This window comes from Thermotomaculum hydrothermale (assembly GCF_016592575.1).
Taxonomy (GTDB): Bacteria; Acidobacteriota; Holophagae; order Thermotomaculales; family Thermotomaculaceae; genus Thermotomaculum; species Thermotomaculum hydrothermale.
In genome coordinates, this window is the sequence record NZ_AP017470.1 from 927,546 (window position 1) to 948,482 (window position 20,937).

A 20,937-nucleotide genomic window follows, 5' to 3' on the forward strand; every position below is an offset into this window, starting at 1 on the left:
TTAAATACTCAGCGTTTCAGCGTTTTTTCTAATTGAAAGGACTATATCAAAAATAAGTTTAGATACAAATATTGCAGTGAATAAACTTGCAATAATACCTAATGAGAGTGTAACGGCAAAGCCCTTAACAGGTCCTGTTCCATACTGAAATAGGAAAACAGCTGCAATAAGGGTTGTTATATTACCGTCCAGTACAGCAGACAGACCTTTTGAAAATCCAGTGTCTATGGCTGCCCTTGGCGTTTTGCCATTCCTTAATTCTTCTTTAATTCTCTCAAAGATAATAACATTAGCGTCAACGGCCATACCTATCGTAAGGATAAAACCAGCTATGCCTGGCAAGGTAAGGGTTGCATGGAAGTATGCAAGCCCACCTAATAGATAAATCATGTTGAGAAGAAGAGCAATATCTGCATTCAATCCAGCAAGTTTATAGTAAAAAAGCATAAAGGCCATAACTATAATCATTCCCCATAGTGCAGCTTTAACGCCCTTTCTAATAGAGTCTTTACCTAAAGATGGTCCTACTGTTCTTTCTTCAAGAAAAGTCATTGAAGCAGGCAATGCACCAGACCTTAATTTAATTGCAAGGTCTTCAGCTTCATCAATAGAAAATCTCCCCGTAATCTCGGCTGTTGGGCTGTTAATAGGCTCGTTAATTCTTGGAGCAGATATAACCTTTTTGTCAAGTATAATTGCAAGTCTTTCTCCAACATGTTCAGATGTTACTTTTGCAAACTTCTCAACACCTACTTTATTTAAAGAGAATGAAACAGATGGAGAACCGTATTGGTCGGTTGCCCTTCTTGCTGTTTTAATGTCGTTCCCGTTTAACTCAACCCTTTCTTTGACAATGTAAAATGATTTTCCGTCTTCACTGGGAAGAATTGTTGTTCCCTCAGGTAACTTACCGTTATGTGCTTTTAAAGCCATTTCCTTTGAAGGGTAGGGGTTTGGATCAGCAAGAAGCCTTAATTCAAGCCACCCAGGCTCTGACAAACTCTTTTTTATTCTTTCAGTATTATCAACACCAGGAAGTTCAATTACTATTCTATCACTTTCAAGCCCCTGCCTTTGAATAACCGGCTCAGCCACTCCGTATTCATCAACCCTGTTATTAATGATTAAAAGAGCCTGTCTCATAGCCTGTTTTGAGATTTCTTTTTTCATGCTTTCTTTCATTGTAAATTCAAATGAACCATTTCCCAAATCCTTCATTGAATATCCAGCCATGTAAGATTTGAATTTGTCTTTTGCCTTTTCAATTTTGTCAGCGGGAATACCTTCAACAATTATTTTCAGATTTTTATCGTCTTTGGTTATTTTGCTGAATTCAATTTTTTCGTCTTTTAACAGATACTCTAAATTTGATTTAGAATTATCCAATTCCGCACGCCACGCTTCATCAAGGTTCACCTTTAAAACCATGTGAACTCCGCCTCTCAGGTCAAGACCAAGATTAATCTTTTCCTGAGGGGGATAAACATAATAAATAGCGCCTACTGTCAGGAATAAAACTAACAAGATTCTCCATTTCATAACTTGTTACTCTCCTCTATTTTTTAGTTTAATTTTGCTCTTTATTTGACTGAAGGCCTGCAATTGCAGCCTTTGCAACAGTTAACTTAACGTCTTTGCCAACTTTCAAGTGAACAACATTATCACCAACATATGCGATTTCTCCATAAATTCCGCCTGTGGTAATTACTTTATCTCCTACTTTTAAATTGCTTCTTAACTGGTCTAATGCCTTTTGCCTTTTAGTCTGCGGCCTGATTAAAAAGAAATAAAAAATGAAAAACAGTACTATTAAGGGAAAAATCTGGATTAAAAAACTCTGTTGGCCTGCTGCCTGTCCTGTACCTGCGTAAGCTAATGTCTCAAACACTAAAACACCTCCGAATTATTGTAATTTTTTAAAAACTCTCTTTTGTATTCACTAAATTTTTGTTGTTTAATTGATTCTCTTATCTCTTCCATAAGCCTCAAGAAAAATCTAACATTGTGGATTGTGTTTAACACTGACGACAAAATCTCTCTTGCGTGGAACAAATGCCTTAAATAAGCCCTGGAAAAGTTTCTGCAAGTATAGCAATCGCATCCCTCTTCTACAGGTTTATTGTCAAGTTTATACTTCTCCTGTTTGATATTTATAGTGCCTTTTTTGGTAAACAATTGCCCGTTTCTTGCATTTCTTGTTGGCAAAACACAGTCAAACATATCAACTCCCTGTTCAACTGCGTACAAAATATCTTCAGGTTTGCCAACGCCCATTAGGTAGCGGGGCTTGTTTTCAGGTAACCATTCTACTGAATAACCTAAAACTTCATACATTAGATTTTTAGGCTCTCCAACTGATAGCCCCCCTATAGCATACCCATCAAAGCCTATTTCTATTAGTTGAGAAGTTGCTTTTCTTCTTAATTCCTTTATCATCCCCCCCTGCACAATTCCAAACTGGTACCTTCCGTCTTTCTCTACTGAATAATCCCACGCATCCCTTGCTCTCTTAGCCCATTTAGTGGTTAAAGCGAGAGACAGGTTAATGTAATCGTAAGTGGATGGGTAGGGTGGGCATTCATCAAGCACCATAACAATATCTGAGTTTAATGAATTCTGTATTTCAAGGGCAATTTCAGGGGACAGAAATTTCTTACTTCCGTCTAAGTGAGATTTAAACTCAACACCTTCCTCTGTAATCTTTCTTAATTCCGACAGGCTAAAAACCTGGTATCCTCCACTGTCAGTTAATATAGGCCTATCCCAGTTCATAAATTTATGAAGACCACCTAAATGTTCAATTACTTTATGTCCTGGTCTTAAAAAAAGATGATATGTATTTCCTAAAATTATCTGTGCTTTACATTCTTTTAATTGTTCGGGAGTTAACGCCTTTACTGTTGCCTGGGTTCCCACAGGCATAAAAATAGGTGTTTCTATTTCTCCGTGTGCTGTACTTAAAACACCAGTTCTTGCTTTTGTATTTCTATCTTTTGCAATTAGTTTAAATCCATACATAATTTACCCCTTCAGAGATTTAAATATTAACACAACATATTAATTGTTTCAATTATCAAAACCTTTTCACGGGAATAAATTATATATAGTTTTGATTATATTGAGTAATTGAATATAATATTAAGCAGGAAAGAAATTTAAGGGGGTAATTATGAGGAAGTTTTTTATTTTACTTTTGTTTTTTTCGGTAATAATATCTGTTTCCTGTCATAAAAAGGTTGAACAAATGCCCAATAAGGAGATAAAACCTCAAGAAACAACGCAAAAACAAATAGAACAAAAGGAAAACATAAATACCGCGGTCATTAGTGAAAAACAATTGGGAGAAAACAAGAAGGAAGATTTTGAGTCAAAATCTGTTGATGAGCTAAACAAAGAGAATATTCTTGAAGATGTTTATTTTGAATTTGATAAATCAAGGCTTACCCCTGAAACGAGAGAGGTTTTAAAAAAACATGCAAAGTGGCTTAAAGAACACCCATCCGTAAAAATATTGATTGAAGGCCATTGCGATGAGAGGGGAACTGAGCAGTATAACCTTGCTTTGGGCGACAGAAGGGCTCATGCAGTGAAAAATTATCTTATCTCTCTCGGTATTTCTCCTGATAGAATGAAAACAATAAGTTTTGGTGAGATGTTTCCCAAAGTTAAGGGGCATAATGAGTGGGCATGGTCTCAAAACAGAAGATGTCATTTTGTTATTATTTCAAAATAATATTATGGTGAGGTGAAGGTATGAAAAAACTTGTGGTTTTACTTTTTTTGCCACTTCTGTTAGTCGGTTGTGTAGATAACACAAAAAGTGCTCAGGATTTAAACGACATTAAAGACCAGTTGTGGAAGGTTCAGGCTCAACAGAGTGAAGAGTTGAAAAGGCTTAAAGAACTTGAAGAAAAAGTTGGAAATAATGATGCTGATAATGGAACAAATGCTGATATAGTTGCTACCCAGCAGGAAATCCAGGATAGTGTAAACGCAATTTTAGAAAGGATAAAGGAATTAAACGATAAGGTAACCTTTCTTCTGACAAAGATTTCATCTCTGGAAAATGGACAGGCAAGTAACAATTCATTAGAGAATAATGACAATCAGAATAATACCAATTTTAGTGGAATTACAAATCCAGATGCATTATTCTCCCAGGCTTACGCAGATTACATGAAAGGTAATTACGATATTGCAATAATTGAGTTTAAAGACTACATAGCAAAGTTTCCAGATTCAGAAAAGGTTGACAATGCATACTACTGGTTAGGCCTCTGCTATTTTGAAAAAGAAAAATTTAGAGACGCAATAGATAGTTTTGACAAAATAATTAAGGATTACCCCCAGTCTGATGTCCTTGCAGCAGCAATGTTAAAGAAAGGGCTTGCCCTATTTGAAATGGGGGCAGCTGGAATGGGTGCTGTTCAGTTGCAGGAATTAATAGAAAAATTTCCAATGTCAAAAGAGGCAAGTATTGCAAGAAAAAAGTTAGACGCATTGCACATAGCGAATTAATATGGAAAAAATAGAAGTTTTTTCCCCGGCGAGAGTTGATTTTGCCGGGGGAACACTTGATATTTACCCTATTAATCTCTTTTTTGAAAACCCTTTCACTTTAAATGCAACTTTATCAAAAGGGGTAAGGGTTTTTTTAAAAAAAGAGAGGGGAAAGTTTTGCTTAAAAATCTGAATTCAGGTGTTTCAGATTTTTTCCCGTCAAACCATAAAGATTTAGTATTAATATCAACACTTTTAAAATATCTTGGAATTGAACAGGGGTTTGAGATAGAGTTTTTTTCAGATTTTCCTCAAGGCTCTTCCTTAGGGGTTTCGTCTTCTCTGCTTGTTGCTGTGTTTATTGGCTTAAAGCATTTTTTCAAATTTAAATATTCAAGAAAAGAGGCTATAGAAGTTTTGAAAAATATTGAAGCAAGGTTTATGGGTTATCCTGCAGGAATTCAGGATTACCTTGCCCCTTTTTACGGTGGGATGAATGCTTTTTTCTTCGGGATAAATGGATTTAGCAGAAAGAAAATTAAAATTAATAAAAGTTTATCTGACAGCTTTATTTTTGTTTTTACAGGGAAAAGCCATTTTTCAGGTTCTCCAAACTGGGAGTTATTTAAGAGATTTTTTGATAAGGATAAAAAGATTTTAGAAGGGTTCAATAACATATACAAAAACTCTAAAAAAGTTTTGCAATCTATTGAAAATAAAGATATAAAACTATTAGGTAAATATTTAAAAGAGGATTTTGAGACAAGAAAGAATATGTTAAATTCCCTTATCCCTGAAATTGATTTATTTGAATTGTTAGATTCCCTTGACGGAGTTTACGGATACAGGCTTTGCGGAGCGGCATCAGGGGGCACTGTGGTGGCGTGTATAGACAAAAATTACAGAAAATACATTGAACAAACAGTAAAGGAAAGGGGTTATCCAGTTTTTGATTGTTTTTTAAAAAAATGTAAAGTAAGGGTTATAAATGTTTGAAAATGTATCAAAAAGGATAAAAAAGTATTTCACAGTAAGCAATTTAACAAAAATTATAAAACAAAGATTAACCACACCAGATTTGCAGCAGATATGGGTTTTAGGTGAAATTACAGACTTGAAATACTTTACCAGGGGGAAGCACGCCTATTTTTCTTTGAAGGATGAAAACGCAGTAATAAGTTGTGCCTTTTTCGCAGGAAACAACAGGTTTTACAGTGGTAATCTTGAAAACGGGATGAAGGTTTTTGCCTTTGGTGATATTGATGTCTATGCTCCCAGAGGGAATTATCAGTTAATAGTCAGACAGATAGTTCCAGCTGGAGAGGGAGAGTTTGCTTTAAAGATTAAAGCCCTTGAGGAAAAGTTCAAAAAAGAAGGATTGTTTGACAGAAAAAGGCCTGTGCCTGAGTTGCCTGAAACTATAGGGTTAATCACATCAAAGGATGGTGCTGCAATAAAGGATTTTCTAAAAATGGCGAAAGAAGTGCCTTATTTAAAAATAATTCTTTACCCCTCATTAGTTCAGGGGGAAGATGCTCCTGCTACCATAATCGAGGGTATTAAAAGGCTTAATAAAATAGATGAAGTTGAAGCAATTGTCATTACAAGAGGTGGAGGAAGTGAAGAGGATTTAAGATGCTTTTACGATGAAAATCTTGTCAGAGCTATTTTTAACTCAAAGAAGCCTGTTATATCGGCGATAGGACATGAAAGGGATGTTGTTTTTACAGACAGGGTTGCTGATTTGAGAAAGGCAACACCAACTGATGCTGGGAAATTCTTTGCTGAAAGTTATAAAAAAACATTTCAGAATTTTAAAAAATTAACAGTCCTTCTTGAAAGAAAAATGAGAATGTGGGTAGAACGAAACCCTGATGAAGAAAAAATTAGGGCATTTGTGTTAAGATTAAAGTCTTTATCAGAATCCGTTATTAATTCAAGGCAACAACATATTGATTATTTAAACGAGAAGCTTTTAAGAGAAATAGAGCAGGTTTTAAATGACACAGAACAGATGGTTAAAACCCTTTCAATTAAAATACATCCCAGAACTTTATTAAGTAATTTTGAAACAAGGGTTGAAAGATTATTCAACCTTGAATTTTCATTGGAAAACAGGCTTGAGAAAATTATTGAAAGAAAACATGCAAAATTAACAGAAAATAAAAATAAATTAAAAGTAAATATTAACGAGAATTTCAGGTTAACAGAAAATAGAGTAAAAGCATTAAGACACAGGCTAAACCCCTTTGTATTTATTAAAGATACTGAAAAGAAAAAAGAAAAGGTGGAATATCTAAAAAAATCACTTTATTCAAATAGCTTGGCAAAGTTAAAAGATAAAGAGGGGTTAATTAAAATGTTTTCGGAGAAATTAAATGATTTATCCCCTTTAAATGTAGTTAGCAGAGGCTATGCTATTGTAAAAGACAAAGAGGGAAATATATTAAAATCAGCAAATAAAGTTAACAAAGGCGATTTTATTGAGGTAAATCTAAAAGATGGAAGTTTAGATTGTACAGTAAACGAGATTAATATAAAAGAGAGGTAAATATGGCTAAGTTTGAAGAAAAATTAAAAAGGCTTGAGGAAATAGTTGAAACCCTTTCAAGTCCTGAGCTGGAATTAGACACATCATTAAAACTGTTTGAAGAAGGGGTAAAGCTTGTGAGAGAGTTAAACTCCGAATTAAAAGACGCGAGGGGTAAAGTGATTGAATTTCAGAAGTATCTTGAAGAGATTGAGGAAGATGGGCAGGAAAACGCACACGGAGATGAGAACGAAAATGATGAAGATGTCCCTTTCTGATTACCTGAAAAATAAAAGAGACTTTTTTGAAAAAGAAATTAAAAATTTTTTCCCTTCAACCTTTAAAGAGGCAAGTGCTGTTTTAAAGGCAATGGAGTATTCATTTTTTGCGGGGGGAAAGAGATTTCGGCCTATTCTTGCTTTAACAGTCTGTGAGGCATTGGGAAAGCCTGAAAAAGACATTATCCCTGCCTGCCTTGCAATTGAGATGATTCATACCTATTCCCTTATCCACGATGATTTGCCTGCAATGGACAATGATGATTTCAGAAGAGGAAAGCCTTCAAACCATAAGATTTTTGGAGAGGGGATGGCAATTCTTGCAGGAGATGCTCTTTTAACTGAGGCTTTTTTTGTTGCATCTAAATACCCTGAAAACGACAAATTAATAAAGGGCAAGTTGGATTTTATTAGAGAGTTAGCAAATGCAGCTGGGATTAGAGGCATGGTGGGTGGCCAGGTAATGGATATTGACCAGAATAAGCCCTTTAATACCGATTTTTTATATAAGTTACATATGGCAAAAACCGGGGCTATTATTCGAATTTCAGCCCTTGTCCCTTTGATAATCTATCAAGACTACACCTATTTTAAGGAAATAAACAGCTATGCTTCAAATTTAGGGTTGCTCTTTCAGATAACAGATGACATTCTTGATGTTGAATCATCAAGCAGTAAATTAGGTAAAACAGCAGGAAAAGATATTGAGCAAAATAAACTAACATTTGTTACTTTATTCGGGTTAGATGAGGCAAAAAAGAAGGCAAAAGAGGTTCTTGAAAAAACAATAGCATTTGCAGAAAAAGTACCTAACAACCGCTATTTAATGCAACTTGCAAATTATATATTTTCAAGGGATAAATAATGCATTTTACTGAAATTCTGTTAATCGCTTTTTCGTTAGGAATTGATGCCCTTGCAGTTTCGGTTTCTCTATCCCTTTTTCTTAAAAATCCTGAGAAGAGGCAAAAATTCAGGATTTTCTTTCATTTCGGATTATTTCAATTTCTCTTTCCAATTGTAGGATACTATTTGATTTTGATATTTAACATCCATTCGGGAAGGTTTGGGAACGTTATAGGTGGAATTATTTTAATAATTTTAGGTTTAAAAATGTTTGTTGAAGGATTTAAAAAAGAAGATGAAAAATTTGATAAAAACAAAGATTTAACACGAGGGTTTCCTTTGATTTTATTTTCTGCAGGAGTAAGCATTGATGCTCTTTCTGTGGGTGTGTCAATGGCTTTGATTAAAAAGAGCATTTGGTTTCTTGCGATTATGGCAGGGATTTTAACATCTCTAATGTCTTACATAGGTATTGGTTTCGGGAAAAATTTAGGGTTAAAGTTTGGGGAGTATTCAGAATTTTTAGGGGGTACAATTTTATTCTTGTTAGGGATTAAAGTAGGGTTTTTCTAAATGACTGATTTAATTCATTTAGACGATTATATTGAAGAAATTAAATTTAAGGGTCTGGGTCCTGCAACTGTAAAGAGACTAAAGGGTAAAGGATTAAAAAAAGTAGAGGATTTGCTTTATTTTTTCCCTTTAAAATATAATGAATTATCAAACTTTAAAAAAATTGCCTACACAAAACCGGAAGAAAAGGTTTCTTTAAAAGTAAAAGTCCGCTCTAAAAAATTTAAAAGAAGCTTTAGAAAAAAAATCCCTATGCTTGAGGCAATAGCATCAGATGAAACAGGAAATATTAAACTTATCTGGTTTAATCAGCCGTACCTTGTACCTATGATTAAAAGTGGCGGCGAAATAATCGTTTTTGGCAAAACCCAGTGGAGAAATAATGATTATTGTATGGTAAACCCTGTTGTAAGATTTCTTGAGGCAAAGGAGTTTTCTGAGATTAAGCTTGAAATTGAGCCTGTTTATTCTTCGATTGAGAAGGTTTCAAATGCTTTTTTAAAAAAACTCATCTCTTTTTTAATTTTAAATACATATCCCCTTAATTTTTCTTTCCCTGATGAGGTAAGAGAAAGATTTAGTTTTCCAGAAAAAAGGGAATGCTTTAAAAATATTCATTTCCCTCAAAGTATAGAGGAAGTGAGAAAGATTGAAAACTTTTCATCAATATATCAGCAGGCTTTAATCTTTGAAGAGTTGTTTGAGTTTTTCTTAGGGGTATTTACTTTAACAGAAAAAGAGGATACGATTAAAAAAGAACCTGTTTTTATTGACGAAGAGTTAAGAAAAGAAATAGATTCAATCCTGCCTTTTAAACTAACCGACGAGCAAAAAAGGGTTTTAAATGATATATATAAAGTTTTTGAAAAGGGAAATAGGCTTGTAAGACTGGTACAGGGGGATGTTGGTTCTGGCAAAACCATTGTTTCAGTTCTCGCTGCGTTGCCTTTTTTAAAAAAAGGTTATCAGGTAGCTTTAATTGCACCCACCGAAATTCTCGCGAGACAGCATTACAAAACTATAGAGGGGATACTCCAAAAAACAGGAATCCCTGTTTTTCTCTTGACAGGAAGCACCTCCAAAAAGGAAAAACAAAAAATATATTCAGGGCTTGAGAGTGGGATTATTAAATTTATAGTAGGCACTCATGCATTAATCCAGCCTGAAGTGAAGTTTAACAATCTTCAATTTGTAATAATTGATGAACAGCACAGGTTTGGGGTTGAACAGAGGCAAATTTTGGTTGAAAAGGGAGACCATCCACATATTCTTTCATTAACAGCAACCCCTATTCCAAGGACACTTGCAATGACTTTGTACGGCCATTATGATTACGATGCTATAAAATCAAAACCTCCTGGAAGAAAGGAAGTTAAAACAATAATTAAAAAGAGGGAAAATGACTTTGAGGTTTATAAATTTGTTTACAAAATGGCAAAAATCAATAAAATTCAAAGTTACTTTGTTTATCCTTTAATTGATACCTCAGATGCCCTTGAACTAACTTCTGCAACGGAAAAGTTTGAGGAATTGTCAAATACTTACTTTAAAGATTTAAAAACAGCCATGATACACGGAAAAATGAAACCTCAAGAAAAAGAAGATGTTATGAAAAGATTTCAACAGGGGGAAATTGATATACTTTTCTCTACAACTGTTATTGAGGTGGGAGTTGATGTCCCAAATGCAAATATTATGGTAATAGAAAATGCCGAGCGATTTGGGTTGTCTCAATTACACCAGTTAAGAGGCAGGATAGGCAGGGGAGAAGAACAGGCTTATTGTTTTCTTATAGTGGATAGATTAGGAGAAAATGCCTACAAGAGAATAAAGATTATGAGCAAAACATCGGACGGTTTTTTAATAGCAGAGCAGGATTTAAAAATAAGGGGACCTGGAGAATTTTTAGGCACAAGGCAGTCAGGTTTACCGGATTTTAAAATAGCCGATATTCTGAGAGATGCCAGAATGGTGGAAGAAGCGAGAAATATTGCAAAACAATATGTTTACCAGGGGAAATTAACATTAAATGATTCAGAAAAATGGAAGAAAAAGTTTGGTAAGGCTCTTGTATAGAATAAAACCAAATGTGGTAAACTATTAAATAAGATGATAGAAATTGAAATTGATAATGGAATTACAATTGAAGTCAAGCAATTTGAAAATGATGAGATAGTTATAGGAAGAAATCCAGATTGTGATTTAGTTCTCTCTTCTCCAAATGTATCAAGAAAGCATGCCATGATTGAAAAAAGAACAAATGGGAAATTTTATATTAGAGATTTAGGAAGTAAAAACGGAATTTATTATAAAAATAATAGAGTTCAGGAATTAGAATTAGGCAGCAAGACAAAGCTCACTCTGGGGCCTTTTGTTATCACGGTAAAGATAGATGAGATTGATGAAGAGGAAGTAGCAAAGCCTTTTACAGACAGCTCTTTTGTAAAAGATATAGGGGAGTTGACCCATTCAAGGAAAGATTTAATAGATGTTTTTGCAAGAATAGGAAAGTTGTTGATATATGAAACAGATTTAAAGAAAATTTGCGACAACCTTCTTGATATTATTGAGGAAAGAATAGATTTTTCAAGGGGGATACTTCTTTTATGGGACTCTGAAAAAAAAGAATTAATCCCTTATGGGATAAAAATAAAAGGTGGAGTAGATTCCTCAAACCCTGAAAGTTTGTTTTCCTCTACCATCACAAAAAAAGCATTTACTGAAAAAGTTGGAATATTAACAACTAATGCCATGGTTGACCCAAGGTTTAGTGGGAAACAGAGTATAATGATTCAAGGAATTCGTTCAGCACTTTGTGTCCCTATGTGGGATAAGGATAAAACAATAGGAGTAATTTATCTTGATGCTTTATTGCGTGAAAGATTATACACACAGGAAGATTTAAAAGTGTTATCCGTTCTTGCATCTTTTGCAGCAATAGGAATTGAACAGGTCAGGTTATTTAATGAAATGAAAAAGCAGATGCAGATTAAAGAGAGGCTCTCCCGCTACCACTCACCATCGGTTGTGTCAAAATTAATTGAGGAAACTTCCTCAGGTTCTCTGAAAATGGAAGAGGTTGAGGCATCTATTTTATTTGCAGATATAGTGGACTTTACTTCAATATCGAGAAAGTTAACTCCACCTGAAATTGCCTCAATGCTAAACAGTTTTTTTTCAAAAGTGTTTGGTGCCCCCAATAAAATGGATGACCATGCGGAAAGAGCTGTAAGGGCTGCAATAGAAATGCAGAAAATCCTTCCTGAATTTAATAAGGAAACAGGATATAATTTACAGATTAAAATAGGGATAAACTCAGGAAAAGTTGTTGCTGGTGATGTAGGGTCATATAAAAGGGTGGATTATACTGTTTTGGGAGATACAGTAAATATAGCTTCGAGGCTTGAATCTTCAGTTTGTTCTCCTGGAGAGATTGTTATCGGAGAAAACTGTTATAAACTAATAAAGGATAGATTTAAAATAGAGTTTAAAGGTGAAAGGAAAGTTAAAGGAGTTGAGAAAAAATTAAAAGTTTACAGGGTTATTTATAATGAAGTTTAATGAAGAGAAGTTTGACAGATTTTTAAAACTTGAATTTTTTAAAAAAATTTTTTTAACCTATTCAATAAAAAAGGTTTTGTTAGTTATTGCTATAATTCTTGCTGTTATACCACTTATTATTTCTGATTTTATTCTTATAAAAATTGCTGAAAAAAACCTTCTGCTAAATCAAAGACAGACTCATACCACAATTTCATGGCTTATTGCAAATCAGACTGAGAAATTTTTGAAAATTATGGAGAGCAAGGTTGAATCTGTAAAAACTACAATACTTTTCAATTCTATTGACAGCAGTCTTCCAGATATAATCTCCCTTTTAGACGAAAGGAAAACCCTTGTTGATTTTCTTGAGAATACACCAGAGATAGATTATATCCTGATTAAAGATACTCAAGGGCACCAGGCATTTGCACTGAATACAAGTTTTGATACAAAAAATGCCTTAGATGAAAAGCTTGATCTATACATAATTAATTGTTTGCACGAAAACAGAGAGATTAAATCTCCACCTATATTTTTAAATCAATATTTTAAATACTATATTTTCTTTGTTTATCCGGTAAATGTAGGGAATAACAGAGGTGTAATTGCCATAGCAGTTAATATGGATAATGTGTTTGCTAACCTTAAAGTTAAACTTCCAACAGGATATAATTTCCTTATAGTAGACAAAGAGGGAAGTATAATTGGAGCAAAAAATACAACCCTTGTTGGGGATAAAATAGATATAACGGTTTTTAACAAAGAACAAAACAATTTGATTTTTGACGAATTTCAGGGACAAAAAATTATAGCTTCCTCAAGTTTTGTACCTGGCTTTGACATGAGTGTGATTACCTATATCCCTCGAGAAACAGCGTATAAATATGTAAAAAAAATGAAAACTCAAACTATCACATTTGGAATACTTGCAGTATTGTTTGCTTCAATATTAAGTATATTTCTTTCAAATGCATTCCATGAGCCTATTAATGATTTGATAAATGTTACTGAAAAGATTTCTAAGAGAAATTTCAGCGTAAGGGCAAACATCGTTGGGTCAAATGAAATTACAGTTCTTGCAAAAAGGATAAATTTTACTGTTGAAGAGATTGAGAAATACATTAAAAGACTTGAATCTTTAATCAGGTACAATAAAAGACTTTTTATATCAACAATTACTGCTCTTGCTGCGGCTATTGACGCAAAAGACGAATACACCAGGGGGCATTCCGAAAGGGTAACCAAAATATCTGTGATTATAGGCAAATATTTAGGATTAAACGCAATTGAGCTTGAGAGAATAAAAGTTGCTGGATTACTGCATGACATAGGGAAAATAGGCATTGACGATAAAATACTGAGAAAACCGGGAATTTTAACTGCTGAAGAATTTGAGGAAATGAAAAAACACCCTGTAATTGGCTACAATATTTTAGCCCCAATAAAAGAATTAAAAGAGATTAATAAGGGGGTAAAATATCACCATGAGAAATGGGATGGCAGTGGATACCCAGAAGGGCTTAAGGGAGAGCAAATACCTTTAATTGCAAGGATTATTGCGGTAGCTGATACTTTTGATGCAATGACTTCAAGAAGGCCTTACCAGGACCCTATGGACCCGGAGTTTGTAAGAGATAAGATAATGGATTTTGCTGGTATAAGGTATGACCGACGGGTAGTTGCGGCTTTTGTAAAAGCCTTTAATAGCGGGGAATTTAATGAACTTTTAAATGTTGATAAAGATGATAATAATGAAAGTGAAATTAAAGACAATAATAAAGGAGATAAAGAATGAAGAAAATAATTGTTGTTACTATTGGGTTTTTTTTGCTTTTAACTTCCTGTGCTCACAAAAAGCCTGAAACAAATCAAATCCAATCAAACCCTGATTTTAGAGATGCCTATGTTGACTATCAAAAAGGGGTTTTGCTTTTAAAAAAGAAAGAGTATTCAATGTCAGTAAACTTTCTCCAGAGTGCAATACAAAAAGAACCTGACAATGCACAGTATTGGAATGCTCTGGGACTTGCTTTAAGCGGAATGGGAGAGTACGAGGACGCAATAGATGCACTCCACAAGGCGTTAAAGCTAAACCCTGAGCTTACTGATATACACAATACATTAGGGGCAATTTACACTGAACTTGGACAATACGATTCAGCCTTAAAGGAGTATAGAGAGGTATTGAAAGATAAAACCTATCCGACACCGCATTTTGTATACTTTAATATAGGGTTGTTGAAAGAAAAGCAAAAAAAATACGATGAGGCTATTGCTGCCTTCGAGCAGGCAGTTTCTATAAAAGAGGATTTCTATCGTGTTTATGCTCCTCTTGCTCAGTTATACTATAAAAAAGGGAGATATGCTGATTGCTTAAATGCGGTAAAAAAAGCGGAAAAACAATTCCCCAATAATGAAACTCTATTGCTTTTAGAGGCAAAGGCAAACTACATGTTAAACAATTTTGACGAGGCTAAAAGGATAATTGCAAAACTATCTCTACTTTATCCTTCGGAAGAGGTAAGAGCAGAGATGGAAAAGTTAAAAAAACTTATTCAGGTTGAAACAAATTAGAGGTGAAATATGAAAATTCAAGAAGTTTTTGACCAATATCTGGAAAAAATAAAAAAGGCAATGGTAGTTGCACTTGCAGACGATGAGGGTGAAATAATTCTTTACTCTTACGATGAAGATAGGATAAGTGACGAAGATGTAAGGCTATTTGCTGCCCATGTGGTTCACACAATGGCAAAAAAGATTAATGGCAAAGAGAGCCGTGAGATTTTTTTATACAATGACAAGAATGCAGTTTTTGCCAAGAAATTGAAAGATAACCTTGTAATATTAATTGTTTTTGAAGGCCGTTCGTTTAGAGGTTATGCAGATTTATATGCAGAAGAAATTATAGAGAAGGTTGAGGAGGAGTTTTTTTAAATGGGATTTTTAAGTAAATTTAAACAGGGATTAAAGAAAACTCATAGTAAGATTGCGGAAGGATTGGCAACAGCTGTATTGGGGAAAAAAGAGATTGATGAATCAATTGAGGAAACCCTTGAAGAATTGTTAATTGAAGCAGATGTTGGAATTGATGCAACTCAGGAACTTCTTGATACGGTAACTGAAAAGATCTCCCGTAAAGAAGTGGGAGATTTAGATGCGGTTATGAGGGCTTTAAGGGAGAAGGTTGTTGAAATGCTCTCTGTTTCAAAAGAAAGCCATATTCTTGAAGATAGTAGAAAACCACTTGTTATTCTTGTTGTAGGGGTGAATGGTGTAGGTAAAACAACTACAATAGGCAAACTTGCTAAAAAATTTAAAAACGAGGGTAAAAAGGTAATATTGGGAGCAGCAGATACATTTAGAGCCGCAGCTATTGACCAGCTTGAAATATGGGCTCAAAGGGTAGGCTGCGATATTGTAAGACACAAAGAGGGTTCTGATCCTTCTGCTGTTGCTTTTGACGCTGTTAAAGCAGGGGTTGCAAGGGGGGCTGATGTTGTTATTATAGATACTGCAGGGAGGCTCCACACTAAAGAAAACCTAATGAAACAACTTGAAAAAATGAAAAGGGTAATAGCAAAGGTAATACCCGATGCTCCTCACCGAATTGTTTTAATACTTGATGCTACAAATGGCCAGAACGCTTTAAGCCAGGCAAAAGAATTTCAAAAAATTACCGGAATAACTGATATTGTTTTAACAAAACTTGATGGAACTGCAAAAGGAGGGGTTGTTATTCCAATAGTTAGACAATTAAATGTTCCTGTTGCATTTGTAGGTGTTGGGGAAAAAGAAGATGACCTGATTCCCTTTAATGTTGAAGAGTACGCTGAAAGCCTTTTTGAGTAATTCTTTAAACATTTTATTAAAGGAGGCTTGAATGAGACGCTCTGTATATGCTGGAAGTTTTTATCCAGCACATGGTAAAGAGATAGTCTCTTTTTTCAACAGTATAAAGTGCAGAGACCCGAAAATAAATGCGATAGGGGCAATTTGTCCCCATGCTGGTTATATTTATTCAGGCAAAACAGCTTATAAAACCCTTTGTTCAATTAATATTCCTGAAACAGTGGTAATATTCTGCCCAAATCATAGGGGATTAGGCTGGGCATTGGCAATTTCCCCTGATGAATCGTGGGAGACTCCATTTGGAGAAATTAAAGTTGATCTGGATTTAAGCAGAGAGATTGCGTCTTTCGCATATGCTAAGTTAGATGGGACAGCACATCTATATGAGCATTCCCTTGAAGTGCAGTTGCCTATAATCAAATTATTAAATCCTTCAACAAAAATTGTGGCGGTTTCTGTAGGGTTGGGGGATAAGGATATTTTAAAAGATTTCGCATTACATATTTATAATAAAACAAAAGAAAAAGACGTGTTATTTATTGCAAGTTCTGATATGAGTCATTATGTACCTGCAGAATATGCTAAAGAACAGGATTTTAAGGTCATAAAAGCGATGGAAGTGCTAAATGTAGAACTTACCTACAATGTTGTAGAAAGAAACAATATTTCAATGTGCGGAATTTACCCGGCGTATTTAATGCTTAACATTGCAAAGCTAAAAGGGGCTACAAAAGGTGAAGTTATTGAATACACCAATTCTGGTGTTGTTACAGGGGATTTTAACGAGGTTGTAGCATATCTGGGAATGATTTTTTATTAATTAAAGGAGTTACTATGAAAGCGGTTATTCAAAGGGTAAAAAAGGCTAATGTTGAGATAAATGGAAAAATTGTAGGAGAGATAGATAAGGGAATAGTTATTCTTGTTGGATTTGAGAAAAGTGATGTTGAAAAAATAGACGAAAAAATCAAATATATTGCTGAAAAAATAGTTAATTTGAGAATTTTTGAAGATAAAGAAGGGAAAATGAATCTCTCAATCAAAGATGTGGAAGGGTCTTTGCTTGTTGTTTCTAATTTTACCATTGCAGCCTCTGTTAAAAAGGGAAGACGCCCCTCTTTTGACAATGCATTAAGTGGAGATAAGGCCAGGGTTTTCTATGAGAGATTTGTGGATTTTTTAAAGAGGTTAAACATAAAAGTTGAAACAGGTGAATTTCAGGCATATATGAAAGTAAATTTAATTAATGATGGCCCTGTAACCTTTATTGTGGAAAAATAAGATTATTCAAATAAAATATTATTTTTACCCATCAACTTACCTAAAAACAATTTTCTTTTATTTTAAAATTTGTAAAATTTTTTCTTATTTTTTTATTGATTTTAAAACTAATTTTAAGTAATATATTTAACAAGGTTCGACATCGATTGGAGGTGAAATTTTTAGTATTTTCTCTTCTATAAAAGAAATGCGTGGGAGGTTTTATGAAAAAGTTTCTTTCTTTGGGGCTTGTTTTGGTATTACTGGTTATGATTGGCTGTGCAGCTGCCAATCATCTGGAAAGCAATGAATCTCAACCGCTGGAAAAATTCACAACTGCAATTTTTGACCCAGCGGCAGGGATTATTCCTTTCCCAAATGATTTATTGATTGACCCTGTTACAGGAAAAAATGCTATTCCCAATCCTGATGGCTTAGACTTAATTGATGCTGTAAACTCATTGTCAGGTTTTTCAACTGTTGCACCAATTTCTTTCTTTTTGGATGGGGCACCTGACACTTCAACATTGAATTCAAACAATATCAAATTTATCGATGTAACAGCTGAGTCTCCAGATTTTGGAAGCGAAATTCCTTTTTCAGTTTTAGGTTTTGATTCTGCAAGTGGAGCTGTTTCTTTAACACCAATTTGGCCATTAAAACCGCACCATAAATATGTTGTAGTAGTTACAAAAGGTGTTAAAGATTCAAATGGTAAATCAATTGAACCGGATAAGGTTTTCTATCTTTTAGAAAGAGAAAATGCTCTTGTTGATGCAAATGGACACTCAACAACCGCACTTTTAGATGACGCAACAGCCCAGCAACTTGAATATTTAAGACAGGCAATGAAACCTATATTTGATTTTCTCACTCAAGTTGGAATAACAAGAGATGATATTGCAATTGCTTTTACTTTCACAACTCAAGGTACTTATGATGATTTTCTTGTTTTGAAATCACAGTTAAACGAAATGCCTGCTCCTGCACCTATTTTTGCAGCAAAATATTTAGGCGATGCAATGGTAGCTGCTTTTTATGGAGCAGTTGAGGCCCAGACAGGTATTGATTTTCCTCACGATGCGGTTGGTGGAGTTTTAACAGGTGCTTTTATGTCACCTAATTTTATTTCAAACCCTCTTGCAGGGCACTTTGAAAAAGGTGAAGACGGAAAATTTGTTAAATTTGGCGACAACGCCGTTCCTTTTATATTGGTTGTTCCCAAAGGTACAGGACCTTTTCCTGTTGTGATTTTCCAGCACGGCTTTACAAGGACAAAGATGGATGCACTTGCAATTGCAAATACCTTTGCTTCAATAGGTGTTGCAACAATTTCTATGGATTTAGTTCTTCACGGCGATAGGGCTGGAGATTTCATGAACAATGAAACAGGTGAACTTGTACCTGATGGACAGCTTGACCCATCTGGAGCTCTTTTTATGAATTTGGCATACCTTAGAACTGCAAGGGACAATATAAGGCAGTCTAACCTTGATCAGATGATGCTTGTTAAAATGCTTCAAACAGGAATAGATTATACTGACGACAATGTGCCTGACCTTCTTCCTATGGGATTTACCTATGCTGGCCAGTCTTTAGGTGGAATGACTGGTACAAATTTAATGGCATTAGAGCCTAACATAAAAACAGCAGTATTAAATGTTCCTGGTGGAAACATTGCAGCACTTCTTACAAATTCACCTGCTTTTGCGCCTGTTATCAATGAAAAGCTTGCTGAAAACGGTATTGTTGCTGGGACACCTCAATATAACCAGTTCTGGTTGATGGCTCAAACAGTAATTGATGCTGCTGACCCAATTAACTATGCCCCCTATGTTCTTTCAGGTGAACTTTCTGGAACAACAAAGTATGTATTAATGCACGAAGCAATAGGCGACCAGGTCGTACCTAATATCTCTGGCGATGCACTTGCAAGGGCTTTTGGCTCTGCATTCCCGCAGATTGAGCCTGTCGTTAATTCAATTTTTGGCATGACAACATCACCTGCCGGTGTTGCAAGTGGTCTTTATCAATATAATATTAATGACCACGGATTCTTACTGGATAATGAACATCCTGAATTCACATATGCAGGACAGATGCAGACTGCAATGTATATTGGGTCATTCCTCCAGTCAGGTACACCGGTTATAATTGATCCTTTTGCAAGTGGCAAATCAATTTCTATTCCAGAGGCCCTGAAAAATGCAGCAGCAGAAAGTGCAACAACAAACTTTAATCCTGTTGTAGATGTAAACCATGCAATTTTCGTAAAGTAAAGTGAGGTGAAGGTATGAGAAAATTTGTATCTATAATTTTGGCTTTGACATTATCTGCTTTCGCATTTTCAGCGGGGTTTCAGTTAAATGAACACAGTTCAACCTATGCCGCTATGGGAAATGCCGTAGTTGCAAATGCAAGAAATGCGTCAGCAATATTCTATAATCCAGCAGGGTTAACCTATCTTCCCGGCTTAAATGTAAGTTTCAATGTGAGTTTAGTTTATCCAGAGAGCCACTGGGAATCTTTGGATGGTAGTTTAAGAACAGACCAGAAAAAACACCTTAATGTTTTACCTGCCGTTTATGTTACAAAACAGTTAAATGACAGAGTAACCGTTGGTATAGGTGAATTTTCCCAGTATGGATTGCAGACAGATTGGCCTGCTGGATGGCCTGGCACTGAACTGGCAGATAGGACATATATCAGGACTTTCTATATTTCTCCAACTGTAGCATTCAAATTAACAGACAATTTTTCAATAGGAATTCAGGCAAATTATGTGCTTTCAGATGTTCTTATTACAAACCAGATTAATTTTATTGACCAGTTTGCTGATGTTGAATTATCAGGTGATGGTGATGGCTGGGGTGGAAGCTTTGGTTTTGAATGGGATGTTACTGATAAGTTTCATATAGGCGGAGTATTTAGAAGTGAAGTTACCATCCATTATGATGGTGACGCTGACTTTGATAATGTGCCAACTCCATTTTTGCCAATTCTCTATGATGGCAATATAAAAGCAAAGGTAACCCTTCCTCAGACTTGGGCTATTGGATTTTCCTATCAGTATAGCAAGAACCTTGAAATTGCTGCAGAATGGTTCCATACAGATTGGTCTTCTTACGATAAGTTGGAAGCTGTTAGAACTAACGGCGAAGTTTTAAAGAGTGTTCCAAAATTGTGGGACAATGTTGATTCTTACAGAATTGGTATAGCTTACAAGTGGAACGATTCTTTTACATTTAAATTTGGTTATATTTACGATGAAAACCCTGCTCCTGATGAGACGGTAGAACCAACCCTTCCTGATTCAGACAGAAATGATTACTCTGTTGGAATGGATTGGCATTTCAGCAAAAACTTAACAATTAGTTCCTACTTTATGTGGGTTCACTTTAACGACAGAAGAGTTGTCGGTAACCAGTCTGGATTTGACGGTGTTTATCAGACTGAAGCATATCTGTTGGGATTTGGGTTAGATTACAGATTCTAAATAAAACACAAACCCCCGCTTTATTTTGGCGGGGGTTATTTTTCATAAGGAAGGTCGCGAAT

At 34.9% G+C, this 20,937-nt stretch carries 21 protein-coding genes; 18 read left to right on the forward strand and 3 right to left on the reverse strand.

The genetic code is table 11. The features are described 5' to 3' along the window. From secD to tgt, 3 genes are read right to left on the reverse strand one after another with little or no spacing between them, the layout of a single operon-like run. Nucleotides 1–1,539 (reverse strand): protein translocase subunit SecD, encoded by a 1,539-nt coding sequence (gene secD / locus TTHT_RS04245; RefSeq protein WP_201328794.1) that lies wholly within the window; start codon nt 1,537–1,539, stop codon nt 1–3. A 28-nt stretch (nt 1,540–1,567) separates the two neighbouring features. Further along, nucleotides 1,568–1,888, reverse strand: a complete 321-nt coding sequence (yajC, locus tag TTHT_RS04250) for a preprotein translocase subunit YajC (RefSeq protein WP_201328795.1) — start codon at nt 1,886–1,888, stop codon at nt 1,568–1,570. Next, entirely contained in the window at nt 1,888–3,018 is a 1,131-nt protein-coding gene (tgt, locus tag TTHT_RS04255) for a tRNA guanosine(34) transglycosylase Tgt (RefSeq protein WP_201328796.1), read from the reverse strand. Before tgt ends, yajC begins: the two co-directional genes overlap by 1 nt. 151 nt (nt 3,019–3,169) lie before the next feature. Here tgt and pal point away from each other — a divergent pair, with 151 nt between their 5' ends. From pal to TTHT_RS04345, 18 genes are all read left to right on the forward strand, one after another. After that, a complete protein-coding gene (pal, locus tag TTHT_RS04260; protein WP_201328797.1) occupies nt 3,170–3,733 on the forward strand; it encodes a peptidoglycan-associated lipoprotein Pal in 564 nt (187 codons plus the stop codon). Between the two features lie 20 nt (nt 3,734–3,753). Next, complete coding sequence (ybgF, locus tag TTHT_RS04265; protein ID WP_201328798.1) at nt 3,754–4,518, forward strand: tol-pal system protein YbgF; 765 nt, start codon at nt 3,754–3,756, stop codon at nt 4,516–4,518. 1 nt (nt 4,519) lies between these two features. Next, nucleotides 4,520–4,693, forward strand: coding sequence for a hypothetical protein (locus TTHT_RS04270; RefSeq protein ID WP_201328799.1), 174 nt, complete (start codon nt 4,520–4,522; stop codon nt 4,691–4,693). Further along, nucleotides 4,678–5,496: a GHMP family kinase ATP-binding protein gene (locus TTHT_RS04275; protein ID WP_201328800.1), complete on the forward strand. Its 819-nt coding sequence runs from the start codon at nt 4,678–4,680 to the stop codon at nt 5,494–5,496. The genes TTHT_RS04270 and TTHT_RS04275 overlap by 16 nt, the downstream gene beginning before the upstream one ends. Further along, nucleotides 5,489–7,051 carry an exodeoxyribonuclease VII large subunit gene (xseA, locus tag TTHT_RS04280; RefSeq protein WP_201328801.1) on the forward strand — a complete coding sequence of 521 codons (1,563 nt, stop codon included), beginning with the start codon at nt 5,489–5,491 and terminating at the stop codon, nt 7,049–7,051. Before TTHT_RS04275 ends, xseA begins: the two co-directional genes overlap by 8 nt. Before the next feature lie 2 nt (nt 7,052–7,053). Further along, the gene (gene xseB / locus TTHT_RS04285) at nt 7,054–7,308 is read left to right on the forward strand and encodes an exodeoxyribonuclease VII small subunit (RefSeq protein ID WP_201328802.1); all 255 of its coding nucleotides are present in this window, start codon (nt 7,054–7,056) and stop codon (nt 7,306–7,308) included. Beyond that, entirely contained in the window at nt 7,286–8,173 is an 888-nt protein-coding gene (locus TTHT_RS04290) for a polyprenyl synthetase family protein (RefSeq protein WP_201328803.1), read from the forward strand. The genes xseB and TTHT_RS04290 overlap by 23 nt, the downstream gene beginning before the upstream one ends. Further along, nucleotides 8,173–8,727, forward strand: coding sequence for a manganese efflux pump MntP (locus TTHT_RS04295; protein ID WP_201328804.1), 555 nt, complete (start codon nt 8,173–8,175; stop codon nt 8,725–8,727). The genes TTHT_RS04290 and TTHT_RS04295 overlap by 1 nt, the downstream gene beginning before the upstream one ends. Then, nucleotides 8,728–10,803 carry an ATP-dependent DNA helicase RecG gene (gene recG / locus TTHT_RS04300; protein ID WP_201328805.1) on the forward strand — a complete coding sequence of 692 codons (2,076 nt, stop codon included), beginning with the start codon at nt 8,728–8,730 and terminating at the stop codon, nt 10,801–10,803. Nucleotides 10,804–10,836: 33 nt separating this feature from the next. Beyond that, on the forward strand, nt 10,837–12,288 hold the full coding sequence (locus TTHT_RS04305) for an adenylate/guanylate cyclase domain-containing protein (protein WP_201328806.1): 1,452 nt from the start codon (nt 10,837–10,839) through the stop codon (nt 12,286–12,288). Beyond that, on the forward strand, nt 12,278–14,065 hold the full coding sequence (locus TTHT_RS04310; protein WP_201328807.1) for an HD domain-containing phosphohydrolase: 1,788 nt from the start codon (nt 12,278–12,280) through the stop codon (nt 14,063–14,065). The genes TTHT_RS04305 and TTHT_RS04310 overlap by 11 nt, the downstream gene beginning before the upstream one ends. Next, nucleotides 14,062–14,844: a tetratricopeptide repeat protein gene (locus TTHT_RS04315; protein ID WP_201328808.1), complete on the forward strand. Its 783-nt coding sequence runs from the start codon at nt 14,062–14,064 to the stop codon at nt 14,842–14,844. The genes TTHT_RS04310 and TTHT_RS04315 overlap by 4 nt, the downstream gene beginning before the upstream one ends. Before the next feature lie 9 nt (nt 14,845–14,853). Further along, on the forward strand, nt 14,854–15,204 hold the full coding sequence (locus tag TTHT_RS04320) for a hypothetical protein (protein ID WP_201328809.1): 351 nt from the start codon (nt 14,854–14,856) through the stop codon (nt 15,202–15,204). Next, the gene (ftsY, locus tag TTHT_RS04325; RefSeq protein WP_201328810.1) at nt 15,205–16,119 is read left to right on the forward strand and encodes a signal recognition particle-docking protein FtsY; all 915 of its coding nucleotides are present in this window, start codon (nt 15,205–15,207) and stop codon (nt 16,117–16,119) included. Between the two features lie 31 nt (nt 16,120–16,150). Then, complete coding sequence (amrB, locus tag TTHT_RS04330) at nt 16,151–16,939, forward strand: AmmeMemoRadiSam system protein B (protein WP_201328811.1); 789 nt, start codon at nt 16,151–16,153, stop codon at nt 16,937–16,939. Between the two features lie 14 nt (nt 16,940–16,953). Continuing rightward, complete coding sequence (dtd, locus tag TTHT_RS04335; RefSeq protein ID WP_201328812.1) at nt 16,954–17,400, forward strand: D-aminoacyl-tRNA deacylase; 447 nt, start codon at nt 16,954–16,956, stop codon at nt 17,398–17,400. A 203-nt stretch (nt 17,401–17,603) separates the two neighbouring features. Next, nucleotides 17,604–19,658 carry a hypothetical protein gene (locus tag TTHT_RS04340; protein WP_201328813.1) on the forward strand — a complete coding sequence of 685 codons (2,055 nt, stop codon included), beginning with the start codon at nt 17,604–17,606 and terminating at the stop codon, nt 19,656–19,658. A gap of 14 nt (nt 19,659–19,672) precedes the next feature. Next, a complete protein-coding gene (locus tag TTHT_RS04345) occupies nt 19,673–20,875 on the forward strand; it encodes an OmpP1/FadL family transporter (protein WP_201328814.1) in 1,203 nt (400 codons plus the stop codon). Nucleotides 20,876–20,937 lie beyond the last annotated feature (62 nt).